Source organism: Psychrobacter sp. ER1 (assembly GCF_048631835.1).
GTDB lineage: Bacteria > Pseudomonadota > Gammaproteobacteria > Pseudomonadales > Moraxellaceae > Psychrobacter.
Window position 1 is genome coordinate 1,172,737 of record NZ_CP184640.1, and the last position, 20,354, is coordinate 1,193,090.

Here is a 20,354-nt window from a genome sequence, read left to right on the forward strand (position 1 = left end):
TAGGGTTGTTCTGTCATAGGCGTTTGAAAAATCATCTTAAAAAGTATTAAAGGAGTATGAAAAGTGATTGGTTTTATCTGTTCATGCGTATTCTGAGTTTTTTATAATCAATCATGACATCTTACAAGATATAGTCACCTATTAGCGAAGTCATTAAGCGCAGTTTTGTATCATATTTAGACAAATGCTTGAGTAAAACTGGTAAAAAACGAATGAATTAATCAACGAATTGGAGGCAATCAAAGCAGAATAACGCCTCATGATCAGCGTAGATAGTATAAGATGTCCCACATTGGCGCAATCTGCAACTATTCAATGGGCAGACTGCATGATAAAATAAACGGTTCACAAGTCAAAACTGGATAACTCGTTGTATGTCAGCTTCCGCTAAAAACTCTTCATCGTCTGCTAGTATGGATACTATCAATATTGATCCGACTGGTTTCGTAAAGCTTGGTGCGCAACTGCCAAAGCTGGCCAATATCTTAGCGCAAGCGATAAATGAGCTGGGTCTGCCGTTAAGTGAAACGCAGCAGCGCACGTTATTATTGTACTTAGACCAGCTTTTACTATGGAATAAAGCGTATAATCTGACCGCCATTACTGATCCAGAAGAAGCGCTGATCAAGCATGTGATAGATTGTCTGTCTATTATAACGCATTTACCCGCTGGATCGTTGCTAGATATCGGCACGGGAGCAGGGTTGCCGGCAGTTATTATTGCCATTTGTCAGCCTGAGCGCCAGTGTACGGCGCTTGATAGCAATCAGAAGAAAATTCGTTTTATTAAGCAAATCAGCAGCGAGCTTGGTTTGAGTAATATGCAGCCGATTGCATCGCGTATTGAAGCGCATGAAGCAAGTTATGCTGTGGTGACATCACGAGCGTTTGCCAGTTTGATAGATTTTGTAGAAGTAGCGCAGCCAAGATTAGCAGATGGCGGCTTCTTATGTGCTATGAAAGGCAAAGTGCCGAGTGAAGAAGAGCTGCAAGCACTTGATAGTGATTGGCATATCAGAACCATCAAGCTGACGGTACCACGTTTGCACGACAGTCGTCATTTAATTGAAATGTCTGCTAAAGATAGTTAAAGCATAAATACTTCGCAGTCATGAAACAGGCACTGTTTTTTGTGAAACACAGTTTACGTCTGTATCTAAATGACATAGTATTTAAAAGCATTTAAAATACTCGACCGTAAACTGAGTATTTTAGACCATGAATTGCTTATTTTTAAATACTGAGTGAGTGTCGCTGTATAAGATTGAACAAAAATAATCGTACCAACCGAGTCAAAAGTAATAGACCCTAATAAAATTGAGTGAGTGTATGGAAATCATAGCAATTGCGAATCAAAAAGGCGGTGTGGGTAAAACCACAACGGCAGTAAATTTGACCGCCAGCTTGGCCGCTAAACGCAAGCATGTACTGCTGATTGACTTAGACCCACAAGGTAATGCGACCAGTGGCACAGGTGTTGACAAAAACGAGTTGGATCTTACCATAGCGGACGTTTTGCTAGATGGTGTCGCGTTGTCTGAAGCAATTGTTACTAGTCCTGCAGGGTTCGATGTCATCGGTGCCAATCGCGATTTGGCTGGCATGGACATTACGCTGATGAGTAAGACGGACAGTCATGAGCTGTTCAAAACTGCGATGGTCGAATTGGTTAACGATCAGGTATCCACACAAAAACAGCCATACGATTATGTGATTATCGATTGTGCGCCTAGTTTGAATCTATTGACGATTAATGCGTTGGTGGCTACAGATAGTGTGATTATCCCTATGCAGTGTGAGTACTATGCACTAGAAGGGTTGGCTGACTTATCACAAACCATTGAACGCCTTACAGAGTTGAACCCTAAGCTATATATTCGCGGTGTGGTCAGAACGCTATTTGATGCGCGTAACACGCTTGCCCGTGATGTCTCTACTGAGCTAGAAGCGCATTTTGGCGATATCATGTACAAGACTCATATTCCAAGAAATATTCGCTTGGCAGAAGCTCCTGCACACGGCCTACCAGTTATTGCGTATGAGAGATGGTCGAAAGGCGCGCGCGCGTATCAAAAGTTGGCTGCTGAAGTGATGAAACAAAGCAGCTAGTTTTATCTAAAGTTCTTACAAAGGGTTCTTAGATAAAAAGCGTCACTGATTAGCACAGTGAATGAATAGTATAAGTATAGAACACTTAACATTGTATTTAGTAAGCCGCATCAGTAATCAATGGGCTTTTATTTTAGCGTTAGAGGATAGGTAATCATGGCGAAGAAAAGAGGGTTGGCTGCTAATCGGGGCTTAGATGCCTTATTAGGGTCAATCAAAAAAGAAAAGCAAATTACCGCCTCTGCCTTGCAAGACGACATGGTGGCGCGTGAAAGTGCTGCGCCAGATACCAATGTGCCTGTAGATACTAATGCGCCTATAGATACTGTGTCCACAGATATAGCGCCAGATATCACTCCAACGAAAGCCAGTAAAAAATCGACTGCGAAGACTACTGATAACGATACTGCTAGTGAGAATAGCACTCGTGCGCCACGTTCACCTCGTGCTAATAGTAAGGCGTCGCTCAACAAATCGCGTGGCAATAGTGCAGATACGAGCGCTAGCGAAGATCAGATTAGCCTTGTGCAGATTGATGTCACACGCTTGCAAGCAGGTAAGTACCAGCCTCGTCGTGATATGAGTGAGACAGCACTTGCAGAATTGGCGTCTTCCATTGAGCAGCATGGCGTGATGCAGCCTATCGTTATCCGCCCGCTATTGGCAAATGAAGATAAGAGTGAAGCATTTGTCACTCACGAAATTATCGCTGGTGAACGCCGCTGGCGTGCAGCAAAAATGGCAGGAAAAGCAGTTATCCCTGCGATTGAGCGCGCTTTATCTGATGAGTTGGCGATTGCCCTAGCATTGATTGAAAACATCCAGCGCGAAGACTTATCAGTGATTGAGCAGGCAGCAGCATTGCAGCGCTTTCATACGGAGTTTGGTATGAGTCATGCCATGATCGCTGAAGTCGTCGGCAAGGCGCGTACGACAGTATCGAATCTACTCCGCTTAAATCAGCTGCATGATACAGTAAAAGACCATTTAGCCAACAGTGCGCTAGATATGGGTCATGCTCGTACACTTTTAGCATTGTCCTCTGAACAACAACCTATCATCGCGCAAAAGATTATCGATGGCGGTATGACCGTGCGAGAAGCAGAAAAATTGGTCAAATCCATCTTGCAGCCAGCGCCCAAGACTAACCGTGCTGAACAAGCGCAATCTCGTGATGTAGAGCGTTTGACCCAAAGATTAACAGACATGCTGGGTGCTGAAGTCAAACTAAAGCATAAAAAAGATGGTCAAGGTAGTGTTGAGATATTTTTCCATAATCAAGATCAATTAGCTGCATTGATTAAACATATAGAAGCTCAAGCTTAATAACGTTTGCGAGTTAGCCGTATATATCCAAATGCTAAGTCGCCTCTGAATAACTATTTTTGCAAAAATATGGAAGAGAGTGGGTATGTGGGAGTTGGTAAAAGCAGGTGGCTGGCTAATGACACCTATCGTTGTCTGTTCTATATTGGCTTTAATTATCATTATTGAACGTAGCCATACGCTACAGTTTAATAAAGTCTCTCCTAGCAGGTTGCGCGAACAGCTAATAACTCGTTTACGTGAAAATGGCGATATTGGCCGCACACAATTGATGAATGTAAAAGAAAAGACGGCGCTTGGCGATATCTTGGCAACGGGTTTACTGTACCGTCAGTATGGGCTAGAGTCGATGACGATGCACATGCAAAACCGTGCCAGCGTCCAAGTTCATCAGTTAGAAAAAAACATCAATATGTTAGGAACTATCGGTGCGATAGCTCCGTTGCTTGGCCTATTAGGTACGGTACTAGGAATCATCTCTTCATTCTTAGCGATTACCGATGGCGCCATGCAAGATCCGACGATGCTAGCCGCTGGTGTATCACAGGCACTAATCACTACCGCTGCAGGTATGATCGTTGCTATCCCTGCGTTGGTTGCTTATCGTTATTTTCAGCGCCGTATCATTGATATTAACGCTCAGTTCGAGACTCAAGCAGGGCTTATGATTCAAGAGCTGTATGATTATCAATTGTTAGAAAATACGCATGATTCTGGCTTTAATACGTCTAATCCTGATACCTCATCATTACATGGCATGGTAGGTAAGGATTTTGTAGCAGGTTCGCTAAGTTTAAGTGATGGGGTAGCAGTGACTTCTTAGTACTATTTTTAGGGTGAATGGTTAGATGAACTATCCATTCATCCTATTCGTATTTTGAACACGCCCTAAGCATAGTGAAAATATTAAGAACATTAAAGAGAGTGATATGCGCTTTAGAAAACCAACCGTTGAACCACTTGAAATTAATCTAACACCAATGATTGATTGCTTATTATTTCTGATTATATTTTTGCTGTTGGCTACCTCGTTTAATCATTTTAGTCGCTTGAATATCATTCTTCCTGAAGCTGAAGGTGTCGCGTTGACAGAAAAAACAACAGCATTGAAGTGGCGGTACAAGAAGATGGTAGTTATTTGGTGAATGGCATCACTCTTGCCAGTAGCAATGAGGCTGAATTGATCAGTATGCTACAGCAAGAAGCAGGTGGTAATCGTGATATGCTATTTGTGATTGCTGCCGATGCTAACGCTACTCATCAGTCTGTTGTGCGAGTAATGGATGTCGCAGGAAAACTAGGGTTTTTGAACCTTAATATCAGTACAGTTGTGCCACTTGGTCAACCATTACCGCAATAATATATGGCTATATTAGTGTCATACATACTCCTATAAAACTGTGCTTTGAATGCAGTTTATTCATATCATGATACCCAAATTGAGGCTTTTATGAGCCAAACATATCAATCTGACCCAAAAACGTCTGCTAAGAAATCATCAGCGGAACCATCGACTACGCCCAAGCATAAGACTTTACTACGTCTATTAAGGTATTTAAAACCTTACTGGTGGGCATTGCTGTTGACTATTATAGGCTTTGCTATTAATGCATCGACCGAGATTGGGACAGCGAAGTTATTGCAATATATTACTGATGCGATCAAGCAAAGTGATCAGAGCAAAAGGGATTGGTTTCCCGTTCTAATTATTATGCTTTTTTAGTTCGCGGTGTGGGTAGCTTTTTGGGTAATTACTATTCTGCTTTGATTTCACGAAATCTGGTTTATGAGCTACGAGTAGAAGTTTTTAATAAGCTGCTGCGCTTGCCAAGCTCATTTTATCTTGCCAATCCAGCAGGTACTATCTCATCAAAGCTGATATTCGACGTTGAACAGGTCACAGCGGCCAGTACAGACTCAATGAAAACCTTGTTACGTGATGGCTTGACTGTTATTGGGTTGATTGGTTTCTTGCTTTATAGCAATTGGCGTTTGACATTGATTCTATTCCTCGTACTGCCACCGATACTGTGGCTCATTCGCATAGCATCTAAGCGTTATCTCAGATTATCTAAGGGGATTCAGGAAACAATGGGTGATGTCAGTCACGTGACCAACGAAGTTATTGGTGGCTATCAGGTGGTGAAAAACTATGGTGGACAAGCATACGAAGCTGAACGTTTTGACAAAATATCTAAAAAGAACCTGCGCCAAGGCATGAAAGTGGTCGTGACTAATAGTATCAATACACCAGCAGTACAGCTACTGATGGCGATGGCAATGTCAGTTGTGGTATGGCTTGCCCTGCGTCCAGCAGTGATAGACAATATATCAGCTGGCGAATTTATCGCTTATATCGCAGCCGCAGGATTGCTCAGTAAACCCGTTCGTTCATTAACGGATATTAATCAAAAGCTGCAAAAAGGTATTGCGGCTGGTGAATCGATTTTTGCCCTACTAGATGAGCCAGAAGAAAAAGACACTGGTGTGATCAGCTCAGCCCTAACGGGTGAGATGAAACTCGATAATGTCAGTCTAATCTATCCGGATTCGACAGTGGCACTGCGCGACTTTACGTTAGATATACGTGCAGGAGAAACCGTTGCACTGGTAGGGCGTAGTGGTGCTGGTAAATCATCTTTAGTAAATCTATTGACACGCACCTTATCAACTTCTGCAGGACAAATTACTTTAGATGGTATACCAATCGAAGATATCAAACTAGAGAGCCTACGTGCTCAAATTGCGATGGTCAATCAGCAAGTGGTGCTGTTCAATACGACAGTGTTTAACAACATTGCTTATGGTAGCTTAGCGAATAAAAGTCAGTCCGACGTTGAGCGTGCCGCAAAAGATGCCTTTGCTCATGACTTCATAATGAAGATGCCAAATGGCTACCAAAGCGAAATCGGTGCCGAAGGTTTGCAACTATCAGGTGGGCAGCGTCAGCGCTTGTCTATCGCGCGTGCACTATTAAAAGATGCGCCAATTCTCATTTTAGATGAAGCGACCAGTGCGCTGGACAACGAGTCAGAGCATTATATTCAGCAAGCGCTAGACAATGTGATGAAAAATCGCACGACGCTAGTGATTGCACATCGATTGACCACTATCGAGTCTGCTGATCGTATCGCTGTGTTGGATGCCGGACAGATTGTCGAGTTAGGCACGCATACAGAATTGATGCAGTTACAAGGCCATTATGCACAGATGTATGATCGTGATTTCGAATAGAGTCATGTGATTCTATTTTAATATACATCTTATGATAAAGCGGCACTGAATTTATAGAATAAGTGGTCAATAAACATGAGCATTGAAACGACAGTGACACGTGCATGGCAACGGCAGGCTCTTTGGTTGTGGCTATTGCTACCCATTAGCTGGTTGTACGGACTCATTACCATGCTCCGCCGTCAAGCTTATAAAATTGGTTTGCTATCAAGTTATCGTGCGCCCATTCCCATCATGGTAATCGGAAATATCAGTGTCGGTGGTAGCGGTAAGACACCATTGATTATTGCTTTGGTTAATTATTTACAAGACAAAGGCGTCAAAGTCGGGATTATCAGTCGCGGCTATGGTGGGGATTCGAGTCAAATGCCAGCATTGGTTACCGCGACTAGTTTGCCAAGTGTAGTAGGGGATGAGCCTTGCTTAATTGTCCATATGACAGGGGCTGCGATGGCAGTATGCCCCAATCGTCAGCAAGCAGTGACCACCTTATTAGATGCTTATCCAGATTTACAATTAATTATTGCAGATGATGGCTTGCAGCATTATGCATTGCAACGTGATATTGAGTGGATTGTCGTCGATTCAGCACGCGGTTTTGGCAATGAGCAACTACTGCCAACAGGGTTTTTACGTGAGCCAATGTCACGACTGCAGGGTGCCACTGTCATTTATCATGAAAAGTTAAAGACAGGTGCAATTCGTAATAATAAAGATAATAATATGCTGCCTTTAGGCAATCGTTCGACTATGCATTTAATGCCTGACAAATTGCATCACTTGTGGCAACCTGAACCAACTGGTACTAACAAAACTAATGCCAAAGTGGAAATTGACATGCCTGAAAAGGGCAGTCAGGTACACGCCGTCAGCGGGATTGGTTATCCGCAGCGTTTCTTTGATACCTTGGGTTCTATTGGCTTTGAGGTAGTCGGTCATCCTTATCCTGACCATTATGATTTTGGCTTGTCTGAGCTATTGCAGTACTCTGACTATCCGATTGTGGTCACGAGTAAAGATGCGGTCAAAATAAGAGCATTACTATCAGCGTATACAGCAGCGCAATCATTAAGTGATGAGTATATAGAGCTGGTCAGTAGACTGTGGGTGTTGCCGGTCACAGCGATATTGTCCGATAGCTGTTATGACACTCTAGACGAGCAACTCAAGACACTAGGTATTCAGTCTGATACTGATATCAGTATAAAAACTACGTGATAGATAACCGCTAATATTCTACATTGCCAAAAAATTTATAGGAACAAACCATGTCGCCTGTCACCACACCTGCCAAGACCCATATTGTTATTCCTGCACGCTTTAAAAGTACTCGTTTGCCTGGCAAACCATTGCTACAGATACATGGTAAGCCGATGATATTGTGGGTGGCCGAAAAAGCAAAGGCTGCGGATTTCGCTGATGACTTGTGTATTGCAACCGATGACGAACGTATTGCTAAAGTATGTACAGAGGCGGGGTTTGATGTGGTGATGACCAGTAGCGAGCACGCTTCAGGTACAGATCGCTTGGCAGAAGTGGCTGCTATAAAGGGCTGGGCCAGTAATGATATCGTTGTCAATATGCAAGGGGATGAACCACTCGTACCGCCTTTATTATTAGAGCAGGTGCAGGCACTGTTGGTGGCTGACGAAGACAGTGTGATGGCGACGCTGTGTGAGCCTATCGAGGACTATGAGACATTCGTGCGACCTTCTGTGGTAAAGGTAGTCAGTCAGCAGGCCAATGGTCGGCAGCGTGCGCTGTATTTTAGCCGAGCGCCGATTCCTTGTGACCGTGATGTTGCATTGGCAAACGAGCTGCAAACATCAGCCCCAAAAAATGCCTATCGTCATCTAGGGTTATACGCGTATAGAGTCAGTCTGTTGGAGCAGTTTGTTCACTGGCCACAAACGCCACTAGAAATCATGGAAAGCTTAGAGCAGCTACGTGTTTTAGAAAACGCTGAGCATATTGCCATTGCCGTTGCGGCCTGCCAATTGCCTGCAGGTGTCGACACACAAGAAGATTTGGATCGCTTAAATGCGATGAGTTTGGCTGACTTTGATCTTAGCTAATGGGCGATATGGCTTCGCTTTAGTCAAATTTGATAGCTATCTAGTATATCGTTTTGAGCTGTGTCTTAACCAATCCCATCTGATAGAGCCATAACCATGAATAATTTGACAGGAAATATGGACGCACTAGATAACACAGACCGTATGTATTTTGCGCCACTACTGCCATGGCAAAAAGTACTATGGTTACAGTTGACCGAGCGCGTACTTAAGCAGCAGTCTTTGCCGCATGCATTGCTCGCTGCTGGTATGCAAGGTATGGGCAAACGCGCCTTTGTATGGCGGTTGGTCGCTTGGCTATTATGCCGTGAGCGTGGTACACACCCATTAGGTGCTTGCGAAGTATGTGAGAGCTGTCAATGGCTCAAGTCGGGAACTCATCCGAGCCTACAAGTATTACCACTCGTTAGTATGCCTATCAGTGCCGAAAGCGATGCGCTTCAAGAAAAATCAAGCAGTACAAAAGATAAAAAAGGCGCTAAAGCTACTAGCAATAGTGCACTTAAGATCAAAGTAGATGATATTCGTGCTTTGCAGCCTTTTATTTATCAAGGCGGGCAAGGGATGCGTATCTGCGTGTTAGATCACGCTGAAAAAATGACGGTGGCCGCTGCTAATGCGCTGCTTAAAACATTGGAAGAGCCGCAAGCGCAGGTGCATCTGTTTTTGATTAGTGATACGCCTGCTCAGCTGTTGCCAACGATTAAGAGTCGTGTGCAACAGTTGGCACTACAGACAATTGAGCCGACTGTTGCTGTCGATTACGTGACGCAGGCGTTAGGTCATACGATTAACCGCGAAGCCGTCGGTACCGCTGCGATTGAACAGTTAATACAATTAGCCAATGGTGCGCCGTTAGCTGCTATCGCTTTGGCGCAAGCATCATGGTATAGCAAGCGCAGCCTATGGCTGACCACATGGCAGGCGCTACGTAGTGGTAAACGTAGTGGTGTGGCGGCAAGTGACTATTGGCAAGGTCAGCTCAATATTAAAGAATTTATACAGCTATCTGAGCTGATGCTTCTTGATATACGCCGTGTCTGTTTGGGCCTTGTTGAACTACAAAAAGATGTCAATCTATCAACGATATTGGCGACTTATCAGCCTACTGATAGCGGGTTAGAGGCATTTGCCAACAGCGTACAGCAGACCAAAATTGCACTGCAACAAAATATGCAAGAAAAATTTGCCTATGATAAGCTAATGCAAGAATTGGCAAGCTTATAGAGCCATGTTTTAGCATCTAATTTGTGTTCTAAAATTTGTGATTGTTCTTAACTATATACTATCAATTATTTATATAAACATATTAAACCCAGTTGATGAAGGAAGCTGACTATGGCAATGCCAGGACGTGGCGGGATTTTAACCTGTCATTATGAAAGTATCGAAATGTTATATGCCAGCTATTTATCTTTTGTCAGTAATGGCGCTTTGTTTGTACCGTCTGACAAACCTCAGCAATTGGGTGATGAAGTGTTTATCGCTATCACGTTACCCAACTCTAGTGAACGTCTACCAATGAATGGTAAGGTGGTTTGGATTAACTCTAAGAGTCAAGGCAGTCGCCCAGCAGGGTTTGCTGTGCAAATTGGTAGTGATGTCTCTGGTCAAAGAATTAAGAATGAAGTTGAGCGCCTACTAGCAGGAAAAATCGATAGCTTGCAATCGACTTATACTATGTAGTATCTAAAAGTCACACCTGTATCTTTAATAAGTTTGGCTGTGATTTTTAACTTATAAATATAAAAAAAGCAGCCTTATTATTTAGTAAGGCTGCTTTTTTAGATCAAGTTTCTGTAGATTTTTATAGTAGTAGGTGCTAGTCACTTAATAACGAGGCGGGACATACATATCATCGGGAATAGGTTCGCGGTAATATTCATCATCGCGTTTGCGATTGGGTAACTCAATTTCGTCACGAGGCACTTCTTTGTAAGGGATTTGGTCGAGCAAATGGGCAATACAGTTCAGCCTAGCACGTTTTTTATTATTGCCTTCGACAACCCACCAAGGTGCTTCAGGAATATGAGTGCGCTCAAACATGGTTTCTTTTGCTTTGGTGTAATCTTCCCAGCGTCGGCGCGACTGTAGGTCCATTGGTGAGAGTTTCCACTGCTTAAGCGGATCATATATTCGGCTCATAAATCGTGCATGTTGCTCATCATCAGTGATAGAAAACCAGTATTTTACTAAGCGAATGCCTGAGCGTACGAGCATACGCTCAAACTCTGGTACTGATTGAAAAAATTCTTCATATTGCGCGTCAGTACAAAACCCCATGACACGCTCAACGCCTCCGCGGTTGTACCAACTACGGTCAAACAATACGATTTCGCCTGCTGCAGGTAAGTGGGCCACGTAACGTTGGAAGTACCACTGCGTTTGCTCGCGCTCAGTGGGAGCCGGTAGGGCAGCTACCCTGCAAACGCGTGGGTTTAATCGTTGGGTAATGCGTTTAATGGCGCCACCTTTACCAGCAGAATCCCGCCCTTCAAAAATAACGACGATACGCTCACCGCGATCAACGACCCAATCTTGTAGTTTTATCAGTTCTCGCTGTAGTCGTACCAACTCTTGAAAGTAGGTGCGTCGATCCAGTTTTTCTTGCTCGCTCATCTCACGTCCGTTAAAACGAAAGTCACGTGCATAATCATCTATTTCATTTTCTAGCTCTTCATCATAGGTATCGATTAAGTCTTGGTGCATTTTTCGACGTAAATCATCATCAAGAATGTCTTTTTCGATGCGTTCAGTAAGAATGGCTTGTTCCTGATGGTACCGATCTAAATCTTCCTCAGTCGTTAGAGATTGAAAATCAGCGGTTGCAAGCGGTTCTGTCATCACCAGTTTTTCAGAGCCAAAAATGACTTGCCTCATTTTTCTTAATAAAATTTTTGTCTTACCCATAAATATTACCTTTGTTTTGCGTATCGGCTTTTTTAAGAGGCTACTATCTAGGTCATTTCTATCATAGCAAAGTACAGACAATAAAAAATGCCCTTTAAATAAATTAAAGGGCATTTTTTATTGATAAATATGTACTGATTGAAATAATAAGTCAGCGTATCTTTTTCACTTAAAAGTGACTAAGCTTATTTTTCTAGGATACAAGTCACGCCTTGACCACCTGCTGCACAGATAGAAATAAGTGCGCGGCCTGAACCTTTTTGATCCAATAATTTAGCAGCAGTAGCTAAAATACGACCACCAGTTGCTGCAAATGGATGACCTGCCGCTAGTGATGAACCGTTTACGTTTAATTTGCTACGATCGATAGAACCTAGCGGGGCATCTAAGCCTAGGCGCTCTTCACAGAATTTCTCATCTTCCCAAGCAGCTAAGGTTGATAGTACTTGTGAAGCAAAGGCTTCATGAATCTCATAAAAGTCAAAGTCTTGTAGAGTCAGACCAGCACGCTCAAGCATACGTGGTACCGCATAAGCTGGTGCCATTAGTAAGCCTTCTGTAGTACCAGATTTACCAATAAAGTCTACTGCTGCGGTTTCTTGATGGACGATATAAGCAAGTGGTTTTAGGCCATGCTCTTTTGCCCACTCATCAGTACCTAGTAGTACACAAGAAGCACCATCAGTAAGTGGTGTAGAGTTGGCAGCAGTCATCGTTGGATTTGCGTTTTTTCTGCCAAATACTGGCTTTAATTTACCCAATTTTTCTAATGTAGTATCTGGACGCAAGTTGTTATCACGAGTTAGGCCTTTGTATGGCGTGATCAAGTCGTCAAAGAAACCTTCGTCATAAGCGCGTGCTAGGTTTTGATGGCTGTTAAATGCAAGCTCATCCTGTGCTTCACGGCTGATATTCCACTCAAGCGTGGTAATCGCTTGATGATCGCCCATTGATAAGCCAGTACGTGGCTCACCATTTTGCGGTGAATCGATTAAGTCTTTTGGATTTAGACCCATTAGTGCTTTTAGACGTTGTTTGTTGTCTTTTGCCGCACCAAGTTTGATCAGTACTTTACGCAAGCCATCGCCGACAGCAATAGGAGCATCAGAAGTAGTATCTACACCGCCAGTGATTGCCGAATCGATCAGACCAAGTGCAATCTTGTTAGCAGAAGCAAAGGTCGCTTGTAAGCCAGTACCGCAAGCTTGTGAGATATCATAAGTCGGCGTATGTGGGTTTAGCGCGGTATTCAATGTCGCTTCACGAGTAAGGTTGATATCACGGCTAAGTTTCATGACTGCGCCAGATACCACTTCACCTACGGTTTCGCCTTGCAGGTTATAACGCTCAACCAAACCGTCCAATGCAGCGGTTAGCATGTCTGTGTTGCTAACATCAGCGTATGATCCGTTTGAGCGCGCAAATGGAATACGGTTGCCACCTAAGATCGCAACACGATTCAGATTTGAAGCCGGTTTAGTTTCGCTGGCTTTTTTAGCCGGAGCAGGTTTTTTGGCAGCAGTGGTTTCCACTTTTTCATCGACCGCTTTTTTGCTAGCAGGTTCTTTAGCGCTAGTATCTTTAGTCGAGGTGCTTTTTGCAGCGTTTTCTTTTTTGCTGTATCTGATTTTGTATCCGTTGCTTTAACAACTGTACTTTCAACAACAGGGCTATCTGGATGATTGTTTTTATTACTCATAATATTATCCTTAAAAAGTATGGGTAGAAGTAAAAAGTGATAGGTAATAATAAAAAATAGTTAAGTTATTTTATACAAGCAAATATTATCACTTATTACGCAATACAGCTGTTTATCATAAGGCGTTTTTTATTCACTTAATGTATCTCTTTAGCAAACTATGTGACGCTTGTATGAGGTCGGTAGTAGATTCATGACCATGACGCATCGCTCTAATAGACTGACTAGTAAGAAATATTAGCATTGCATAACAGTACGTTTGATAATATATTGTTATCAATAATTAAGTATGCCATAACCTATAGGTCAGATTTTAACATGTTATAGTGGCGCTTAACGCTGCTAAAAACGACTGGCTTGTATACTGACTTGTTTACAGATTGTTGTAGACATTATCTGTTTTTGGACTTGTTTATGAGGGAAGTGTATAGTTAGGCTAGTTTTGAGGCGATTTACTAAATTTAAATAATTACGATGTCAATGTCTCTATATAATAGATTCATTGCATTTTTTATTATTATACGAATCATTAATTATAAGGATTATATTATGTCAGACCGTTACGGTGATTTTGTTCAATCTTCTATTGGCAAAAAAGTAGCAAAAAATTTAGGTTTGCCGATGCCAACGACACTTGATCGTTTCGAAAGCGGCGAGCGTTTGGTGCGTGGTAGTGTATTGGTTGGCCGTGCTACTGGTGATGACAAAAGTGTCAGTGATTCTGTTGCCCGTATCCTGTCAGACGTGCATGCTGAAGTATATGTAAACAGCAGTGATGATATCAAAGACGCACTTGCTGATGCAGGCGTAGAGGCAAAAGCCAACACGGGCAGCGATGATCAATTCAAAGTATTGCTTTTTGATGCCAGTAATATCAGCAATGCTGAACAGCTAAAAGAGCTTTATGAGTTTTTCCATACAGTTGCACGCCGCGTAGAAAAATCAGGCCGTGTGGTTGTGGTTGGTCGTACGCCAGAGAACATCACGGATATTGAAACAGCAATGGCTCAACGCTCGCTTGAGGGCTTTGTAAAGTCAGTGGGCAAAGAGTTTAAACGCGGTATCACAGCGCAGCTGATTTATGTTGAAGAAGGCGCAGAGCAAAACCTAGATTCAACCTTACGCTTTTTACCTCAGCTCGTTCAGCTTATGTATCAGGACAAGTAGTACGTGTCAGTAAAGGCAGTTCAGTTGATGTCGACTGGAACCAGCCTTTGGGCGGCAAGACGATGCTAGTGACTGGCGCAAGTCGCGGTATTGGCGAAGCTATCGCTCGCGTATTGGCTCGTGAAGGGGCGCATGTTATCTGTCTAGATGTACCACAGCAGCAAGCTGACCTACAAAAAGTTGCTAGCGAAATCAGTGGCTCTGCTTTGACGGTAGATATCACTAGTGAAAACGCTGGTGCAGAAATCGCTGACGCTGCTCAAAAACGTGGTGGTCTAGATTCAGTCATCCATAATGCTGGCGTGACTCGTGATAAGACGTTGGCTAAGATGGATGAGAAAAAATGGAACATGGTCATCGATATCAACTTAGGCAGTATCGCTAGATTGAACCGCTACTTGTTGGACAATGACGTACTGAAAGAAAACGCACGTATCGTATGTGTGTCATCAATTTCAGGTATCGCGGGCAACATGGGTCAGACCAACTATGCCACTTCTAAAGCTGGGGTAATTGGTTTGGTTAACGCAACTGCCAAGCAATTAGAAGACAATGCTAAAGGCATGACGATCAATGCAGTCGCTCCTGGTTTCATCGAAACCCAAATGACAGAAGCCATTCCATTTGCTATTCGTGAAGCTGGTCGCCGCATGAACTCAATGAGCCAAGGCGGCTTACCAGTAGATGTGGCTGAGACTATCGCATGGTTTGCTTCACCTGCGTCTGGCGGTCTAAATGGCAACACGGTTCGCGTCTGTGGTCAAAGCTTACTTGGTGCGTAATGTTGATTAATTGACAGGTATATGTGAGAAATAAGGTACAGATAGAGACAGTAGTTGTATCATATAAGCTATTATTTCTCGTTTGTATCACATATGCTTACGAAATAATCTTTGATAAAGTGTAATAAAGCTGCCCAAGGGTGGCTTTTTTATGATAAAAACACAAGAACCAATAGCCAAACTATTTTTTGCTATTAAAGATACTCATGAGGTTGATTAAATTTAATGCTTATTAGATGATTTAATAGTAGGCTTTAGTCAATGACTGCAGATTATTTTTATATACGTTAAAGAACTTGTTCAAGCCACACTTAGGATGTACTTATGTCAGACAAACATTATGATGCGTTGCCAAAAGCGCACACCACTTATGCCAATATTGTCAAAAGCTTATTGCCTATCGGTAATGGCGGCAAGGTTAGTAGAGACCAGTTGCCACAATCTACTTACTATGTAGATGACTTGCATATCGATCAAGAAAACCTAGATGACTATCGCAAAATTTGCGGCTTTGCTGATGATGGCAAAGTGCCAGCGACTTACTTCTCGGTATTGTCACAGACGCTGCAGATGAACATGATGGTCAAAGAGCCATTCCCATTTGCCATGTTAGGTCTTGTTCACGTTGATAATAGCGTCACCCAGTATCGTCCGATTGGAGAGCGTGAAACGGTAGCAATGTCGGTCACTTTTGATAACCTGCGCGATCATGCCCAAGGTCAGCAGTTTGACTTCGTGACTATCGTAAAGTCAGAAGATGAAGTCATCTGGGAAGGTACGTCGACTTATTTATCACGTAGCAAAAAACCTAGCAGTAAAGATAAGAAGAGCGTGCCGCGTCCAGTCATGGTCAAGCCTGAAGTAAACGAAGCAGGTGTTCATAGCATTTTTGAAGTGCCAGAAGATATCGGTCGTCGTTATGCTTTTGTCTCAGGCGATTTTAACTTGATTCATTTGCATCCACTATCAGCACGTGCGTTTGGTTTCCCTAAAGCGATTGCGCACGGTATGTGGTCAAAGGCTAAGTGCCTTGCTCTGATGGGTGACTTGCCTGATGCTTACACAATTGACGTCTCATTTAAGCTGCCTATCTTTTTGCCAGCTGAAGTAGAGCTGATTGCTGAGCCAGTAGCCCAGCTCAAAAACGTAGATGATACTTGTGAGTTTGGACTGTATAGCTCTAAAAACAATAAACCGCATTTGGCGGGTGTTGTAACCTTAAATAGCGACAGCAAGTAATATAAACATCATAAAGCTTCTATTTTAACAGCCATATTTAACGTACATATTTATTATTATGACTTCACAAAACATGCCTTCAGAAGAAAACGTGATAGACGTAGATCAAACAGATAGCTCGATAGCAACCGATACGGTCGCTGCTAACGATAGCGGCGCTAACATTCATGTTAGTGCCGATAATGGCGTTGATTTGGCCGATATCTTTGAGCCTTATTTTCGTCCAGATGCAAACACTATCGTGTGCGGTACATTAGATGACGAAAAAGTTGCGGCTTTAGCGAAAGCAGGTGTCGAGCTGGTCATCAACTTGCAGCCTGATGACGAATTAAGCTTTGATGAGGCATCAGCAGTTGAGCAAGCAGGTATGCACTACGAACAGCTGCCTATCAGCGGTGCTAAAGAGCTAAAGCAGCTTAAGATATTGGCGTTTGATAATGTATTACGCCAGCACCATGGCAAAAAATCGCTATGCACTGTGGGTCGGGTAATAGAGTAGGAGCTGCAATAGCGCTGCGGGCAGGATGGTTGCGTGGACGTAAGATGGATACAGCGATGGAACGTGGTCGCAGTCATGGTTTGACCAAGCTTGAACAAGAAGTTCATAATCGTTTGCTAGTACCGCGTTAACTAAATTTACAGCACTGCATTTCAATGCTGTCTTAGACGTGAGTAAACTCTAAAAATAACATCAAAATAAATAATAAAAAAGGCGACCAATGGGTGGCCTTTTTTATTGGCTCACAATTCATTTATACTGGTTCAAATATTTTATATAGCTTACGTATTCCTATCATCTTAAAAATAGAATAATTCATATCACTGGAGCAAGGTAATAATAATGGATCATAATACAGAAAATTCTAATACATCTATAAATGCTGAATTTCAAAAAAATTACAGCAATTATTGACAGATTTACAGCTTGATGATGTACCTGCTGGCGGGGCTGTGGCCGTGTATCAGGCAGGTCAGTGTATTGCGCAAGTCAGTACAGGTATGGCGCGTCCTGATATGCCGTGGCAGCCTGATACGTTGGCCATTAATTTTTCTACTGGTAAAGGAGTATTGGCAACATTGGTTCATGTGCTGGTTTCGCAGCAACTGCTTGAATATGACAAACCTATTGCCCATTACTGGCCAGAATTTGCTGCAAACGGAAAAGACCAAATTACGTTGCGACAAGTCATGCCACATCAGGCCGATTTGTTTTCGATTCAAAGTATCGATGTCGATAGCGAGACGGTACTCGATTGGAATACGATGCTGCGTCACATTGCAGCGATGCCTATTACCTCTCCCGAAGATGCGCCCAAATATGATAGCGCTTATAGTGCGTTGATCTATGGCTGGGTATTGGGCGGCGTAGTAGAGGCGGTCACAGATCTATCATTCGCTGAAGCACTGCGCCAGTATCTAACAGAGCCTCTGGGTATTGCCGACAGCTGCTATTTTGGTGTGCCAGATAGCAAAGTAGATCAGGTGGCAAAATTAGCCAAAGATTTTGAAGAATCAGAGGATACGAGTGCTCAATTAAAATCGAGACGTCAAAAACCAACCTTAAAAGTAGACTCTCAAGAAACTTTACGTACTTATGCAAGCTTACCTAGTTATCATTACTGGCAACAGAAAATGCTAAATGACAAACGTGCAGCTGAGACGCAAAGTAGCCTAGATGACAGCCTAGATAGCTCTGATATTGATAACGTACAACATGTATTAAATACTGCACGTATTAATAGCTTATATTTCAATACCACTCAGCTTAATCTAAAAAACTATAAGGTAGCGCTGATACCTGCTGGCAAACATGCCCTTGATTATCATAACCGTCAAACATTACAGGCGGTCATTCCAGCGGCAAATGGTGTCGCTTCCGCTAAAGCACTGGCAACGATTTATGCAATGCTCGCTAATGGCGGTGTATGGCAAGGAAAAACGCTGATTGATGGTACTACTTTTAAGCAGTTATCTACTCCGCAGGTTGAGGGTTTAGATGCGGTTATGCCAGCAGCTATGAAATGGCGATTGGGCTACCATAGATTATTTAGTTTGTATGCTAACAATGATGATACGGATAAGGGAATGAGTCCTGCTTTATCAGGATTTGGGCATATGGGGTATAACGGTTCGGTTGCTTGGTGCGACCCTGAGCGCCAATTGTCATTTGCTTTTATTCATAATTTTGATACCACTATGCTCAATGACGTTCGTCAGTTTGCGCTGACAGAAGCCGTCTTGAGCTGGGTAGAAAAGATACTTTAATAATGCAAACTTCAATCGCGAATTTATTCTATTTCAAATATAAGCAGCATTAATTTTAATGCTGCTTGTTTGGTGTCATTTTAAGCAGTCTCGATGCGCTAAGACCGTGGATAAAGATAGAAGTCAAAATGACAATCGAACAGACAATCCACAATTTAAGCGCATCTTCATCCGCGAAGAAACCTTGATTGAGCGCATAGGACAGATAATATAGAGTACCAATACCGCGAATACCCAAAGCCGATATTGCGTATTTCTCGGTATGTGGTAAGTTCAATCCTGATAAGGCAATAAAACCTCCAATCGGCCGTATGAGTAGTAAGAAGGTAAAGCTGACGATATAGACGCGCCATGTCAACTCGACACCTGCTTGTAACCCTTGACCGAGGAACATGCCAAAGATAACCAGCACTAATGACATCAATAAGCCTTCTGATTGCTCAGCGAAATCATGCAGTTTTTGATGATAAGTATGCTCACACTCCGAGCGACGAAACGCAAATGCTGCCACAAATACAGCGATAAAGCCATAACTGTGTACATACTCTGCAAGACCATAGGCTAGTAGCGTCAACGCAATAACCACATAACCTTGCGAGATGGTAGTCTCACGGGTATGTTTAGAAAACACGACTTTGGCCAATAATTTACCAACCAATACACCTACCACTACACCTGCGCCAATCTTCCATAAGACATCATGAGTAAACCACGACCATAGCATCTCGTAAGTAAAGGCTTTGCCTTCACTGAATGCTTCCGCAATTTTAATCGCTAGGTACACAAACGGAAAAGCCAGACCATCGTTCAACCCTGCCTCTGACGTTAAGGTAAAGCGCGGTGTGTCTTCTCCTCCTGTATTGGGAGGTCCCACCTGAATGCTCGACGCTAACACGGGATCAGTAGGTGCTAGTACTGCACCTAATAGAATAGCAGCACCAAGGCTCAAACCAAACGCGTAATACCCCAAGACTGCCATCGCAAAAATACCAATAGGCATGGTAATGAGTAGCAGTCTTACTGTTGGTCGCCACAATCGCCAAGACAACTCTGTGTCGATTTTAATACCGGCACCAACCAATGAGACCAATACAACAATCTCAGTCAGTTTCTCGATGAGTAAACCGTTATCAAGTGGGTCTAAAAAGGATAAAGACGTCCACCAGTAGCCCATCATCAGACCGAAGCTGACTTGGAGCATCGGTAACGAGATAGAAGTGCGCTTAAAAATAACAGGAAACAAGGCCCCGAGTAAAAAGGCAATCCCGCAGATTAATAAGAATAAGTTATATTTTTCAATCATAAGGTTTACGCACGTCGTTATGTTTTAAGGGTCGATTTTATGAGGGTAATTCTATATATTGATGACAATTCACAGCAATAGTTGATAGTCAGTCACTGATACTCTTTATCATGACGTCAAAATAAAATAATTACCGCAAAAAATAGTTATCAAAACGACAGCTACGTTGTTTTTTGGTGAAAAAAGCCTGCATTGCGCAGGCTTAATATGTTTTTATCAGTATGTCTGGAGCATTGATAGCTTAC

General features: G+C 42.8%; 15 protein-coding genes and 3 pseudogenes. 14 read left to right on the forward strand and 4 right to left on the reverse strand.

Annotation, left to right across the window (positions count from 1 at the left end):
* The first annotated feature begins 374 nt into the window (after positions 1–374).
* From rsmG to ACOBWA_RS05420, 10 genes and pseudogenes are all read left to right on the forward strand, one after another.
* Entirely contained in the window at positions 375–1,091 is a 717-nt protein-coding gene (gene rsmG, locus ACOBWA_RS05375; protein ID WP_420230417.1) for a 16S rRNA (guanine(527)-N(7))-methyltransferase RsmG, read from the forward strand.
* Positions 1,092–1,329: 238 nt separating this feature from the next.
* Positions 1,330–2,109: a ParA family protein gene (locus ACOBWA_RS05380; RefSeq protein WP_420230418.1), complete on the forward strand. Its 780-nt coding sequence runs from the start codon at positions 1,330–1,332 to the stop codon at positions 2,107–2,109.
* A gap of 156 nt (positions 2,110–2,265) precedes the next feature.
* A complete protein-coding gene (locus ACOBWA_RS05385) occupies positions 2,266–3,435 on the forward strand; it encodes a ParB/RepB/Spo0J family partition protein (protein ID WP_420230419.1) in 1,170 nt (389 codons plus the stop codon).
* A gap of 85 nt (positions 3,436–3,520) precedes the next feature.
* A complete protein-coding gene (locus ACOBWA_RS05390) occupies positions 3,521–4,258 on the forward strand; it encodes a MotA/TolQ/ExbB proton channel family protein (RefSeq protein WP_420230420.1) in 738 nt (245 codons plus the stop codon).
* A 106-nt stretch (positions 4,259–4,364) separates the two neighbouring features.
* Positions 4,365–4,795: pseudogene (locus ACOBWA_RS05395) on the forward strand (ExbD/TolR family protein).
* A 90-nt stretch (positions 4,796–4,885) separates the two neighbouring features.
* Positions 4,886–6,669 (forward strand): annotated as a pseudogene (gene msbA, locus ACOBWA_RS05400) (lipid A export permease/ATP-binding protein MsbA).
* Positions 6,670–6,744: 75 nt separating this feature from the next.
* Positions 6,745–7,887, forward strand: a complete 1,143-nt coding sequence (lpxK, locus tag ACOBWA_RS05405) for a tetraacyldisaccharide 4'-kinase (RefSeq protein WP_420230421.1) — start codon at positions 6,745–6,747, stop codon at positions 7,885–7,887.
* A gap of 50 nt (positions 7,888–7,937) precedes the next feature.
* Positions 7,938–8,744, forward strand: a complete 807-nt coding sequence (gene kdsB, locus ACOBWA_RS05410) for a 3-deoxy-manno-octulosonate cytidylyltransferase (RefSeq protein ID WP_420230422.1) — start codon at positions 7,938–7,940, stop codon at positions 8,742–8,744.
* A 96-nt stretch (positions 8,745–8,840) separates the two neighbouring features.
* Positions 8,841–9,971, forward strand: coding sequence for a DNA polymerase III subunit delta' (locus tag ACOBWA_RS05415; RefSeq protein ID WP_420230423.1), 1,131 nt, complete (start codon positions 8,841–8,843; stop codon positions 9,969–9,971).
* Positions 9,972–10,082: 111 nt separating this feature from the next.
* Positions 10,083–10,430 (forward strand): PilZ domain-containing protein, encoded by a 348-nt coding sequence (locus tag ACOBWA_RS05420; protein ID WP_101205408.1) that lies wholly within the window; start codon positions 10,083–10,085, stop codon positions 10,428–10,430.
* Positions 10,431–10,574: 144 nt separating this feature from the next.
* Here ACOBWA_RS05420 and ppk2 read toward each other — a convergent pair whose 3' ends face one another.
* The 3 genes from ppk2 to ACOBWA_RS05435 form a co-directional block, all read right to left on the reverse strand.
* Positions 10,575–11,654 carry a polyphosphate kinase 2 gene (gene ppk2 / locus ACOBWA_RS05425; RefSeq protein WP_228724812.1) on the reverse strand — a complete coding sequence of 360 codons (1,080 nt, stop codon included), beginning with the start codon at positions 11,652–11,654 and terminating at the stop codon, positions 10,575–10,577.
* A 185-nt stretch (positions 11,655–11,839) separates the two neighbouring features.
* Positions 11,840–13,117 carry an acetyl-CoA C-acetyltransferase gene (locus ACOBWA_RS05430; protein ID WP_420230723.1) on the reverse strand — a complete coding sequence of 426 codons (1,278 nt, stop codon included), beginning with the start codon at positions 13,115–13,117 and terminating at the stop codon, positions 11,840–11,842.
* A complete protein-coding gene (locus ACOBWA_RS05435; protein ID WP_420230424.1) occupies positions 13,114–13,353 on the reverse strand; it encodes a hypothetical protein in 240 nt (79 codons plus the stop codon). The genes ACOBWA_RS05430 and ACOBWA_RS05435 overlap by 4 nt, the downstream gene beginning before the upstream one ends.
* 549 nt (positions 13,354–13,902) lie before the next feature.
* Here ACOBWA_RS05435 and ACOBWA_RS05440 point away from each other — a divergent pair.
* The 4 genes and pseudogenes from ACOBWA_RS05440 (at position 13,903) to ACOBWA_RS05455 (ending at position 18,806) form a co-directional block, all read left to right on the forward strand.
* Positions 13,903–15,302 (forward strand): annotated as a pseudogene (locus tag ACOBWA_RS05440) (3-oxoacyl-ACP reductase).
* Between the two features lie 324 nt (positions 15,303–15,626).
* On the forward strand, positions 15,627–16,541 hold the full coding sequence (locus ACOBWA_RS05445; RefSeq protein WP_420230425.1) for a MaoC family dehydratase: 915 nt from the start codon (positions 15,627–15,629) through the stop codon (positions 16,539–16,541).
* A 58-nt stretch (positions 16,542–16,599) separates the two neighbouring features.
* Positions 16,600–17,040 (forward strand): serine/threonine protein phosphatase, encoded by a 441-nt coding sequence (locus tag ACOBWA_RS05450; protein ID WP_420230426.1) that lies wholly within the window; start codon positions 16,600–16,602, stop codon positions 17,038–17,040.
* Between the two features lie 386 nt (positions 17,041–17,426).
* Entirely contained in the window at positions 17,427–18,806 is a 1,380-nt protein-coding gene (locus ACOBWA_RS05455) for a serine hydrolase domain-containing protein (protein ID WP_420230724.1), read from the forward strand.
* A 55-nt stretch (positions 18,807–18,861) separates the two neighbouring features.
* On the opposite strand, the gene ACOBWA_RS05460 is transcribed toward ACOBWA_RS05455, so the two are convergent.
* Entirely contained in the window at positions 18,862–20,109 is a 1,248-nt protein-coding gene (locus ACOBWA_RS05460) for a cation:proton antiporter (protein ID WP_420230427.1), read from the reverse strand.
* Positions 20,110–20,354 lie beyond the last annotated feature (245 nt).

What these genes read in the sequence shown, in the direction of transcription:
- ACOBWA_RS05380 (WP_420230418.1), top strand. Translation starts at nt 1,330, where the DNA reads ATGGAAATCATAGCAATTGCGAATCAAAAAGGCGGTGTGGGTAAAACC.
- ACOBWA_RS05420 (WP_101205408.1), top strand. Translation starts at nt 10,083, where the DNA reads ATGGCAATGCCAGGACGTGGCGGGATTTTAACCTGTCATTATGAAAGT.
- ACOBWA_RS05450 (WP_420230426.1), top strand. Translation starts at nt 16,600, where the DNA reads ATGACTTCACAAAACATGCCTTCAGAAGAAAACGTGATAGACGTAGAT.
- lpxK (WP_420230421.1), top strand. Translation starts at nt 6,745, where the DNA reads ATGAGCATTGAAACGACAGTGACACGTGCATGGCAACGGCAGGCTCTT.
- ACOBWA_RS05445 (WP_420230425.1), top strand. Translation starts at nt 15,627, where the DNA reads ATGTCAGACAAACATTATGATGCGTTGCCAAAAGCGCACACCACTTAT.
- ACOBWA_RS05390 (WP_420230420.1), top strand. Translation starts at nt 3,521, where the DNA reads ATGTGGGAGTTGGTAAAAGCAGGTGGCTGGCTAATGACACCTATCGTT.
- kdsB (WP_420230422.1), top strand. Translation starts at nt 7,938, where the DNA reads ATGTCGCCTGTCACCACACCTGCCAAGACCCATATTGTTATTCCTGCA.
- rsmG (WP_420230417.1), top strand. Translation starts at nt 375, where the DNA reads ATGTCAGCTTCCGCTAAAAACTCTTCATCGTCTGCTAGTATGGATACT.
- ACOBWA_RS05415 (WP_420230423.1), top strand. Translation starts at nt 8,841, where the DNA reads ATGAATAATTTGACAGGAAATATGGACGCACTAGATAACACAGACCGT.
- ACOBWA_RS05460 (WP_420230427.1), bottom strand. Translation starts at nt 20,109, where the DNA reads ATGATTGAAAAATATAACTTATTCTTATTAATCTGCGGGATTGCCTTT.
- ACOBWA_RS05435 (WP_420230424.1), bottom strand. Translation starts at nt 13,353, where the DNA reads ATGAGTAATAAAAACAATCATCCAGATAGCCCTGTTGTTGAAAGTACA.
- ppk2 (WP_228724812.1), bottom strand. Translation starts at nt 11,654, where the DNA reads ATGGGTAAGACAAAAATTTTATTAAGAAAAATGAGGCAAGTCATTTTT.
- ACOBWA_RS05385 (WP_420230419.1), top strand. Translation starts at nt 2,266, where the DNA reads ATGGCGAAGAAAAGAGGGTTGGCTGCTAATCGGGGCTTAGATGCCTTA.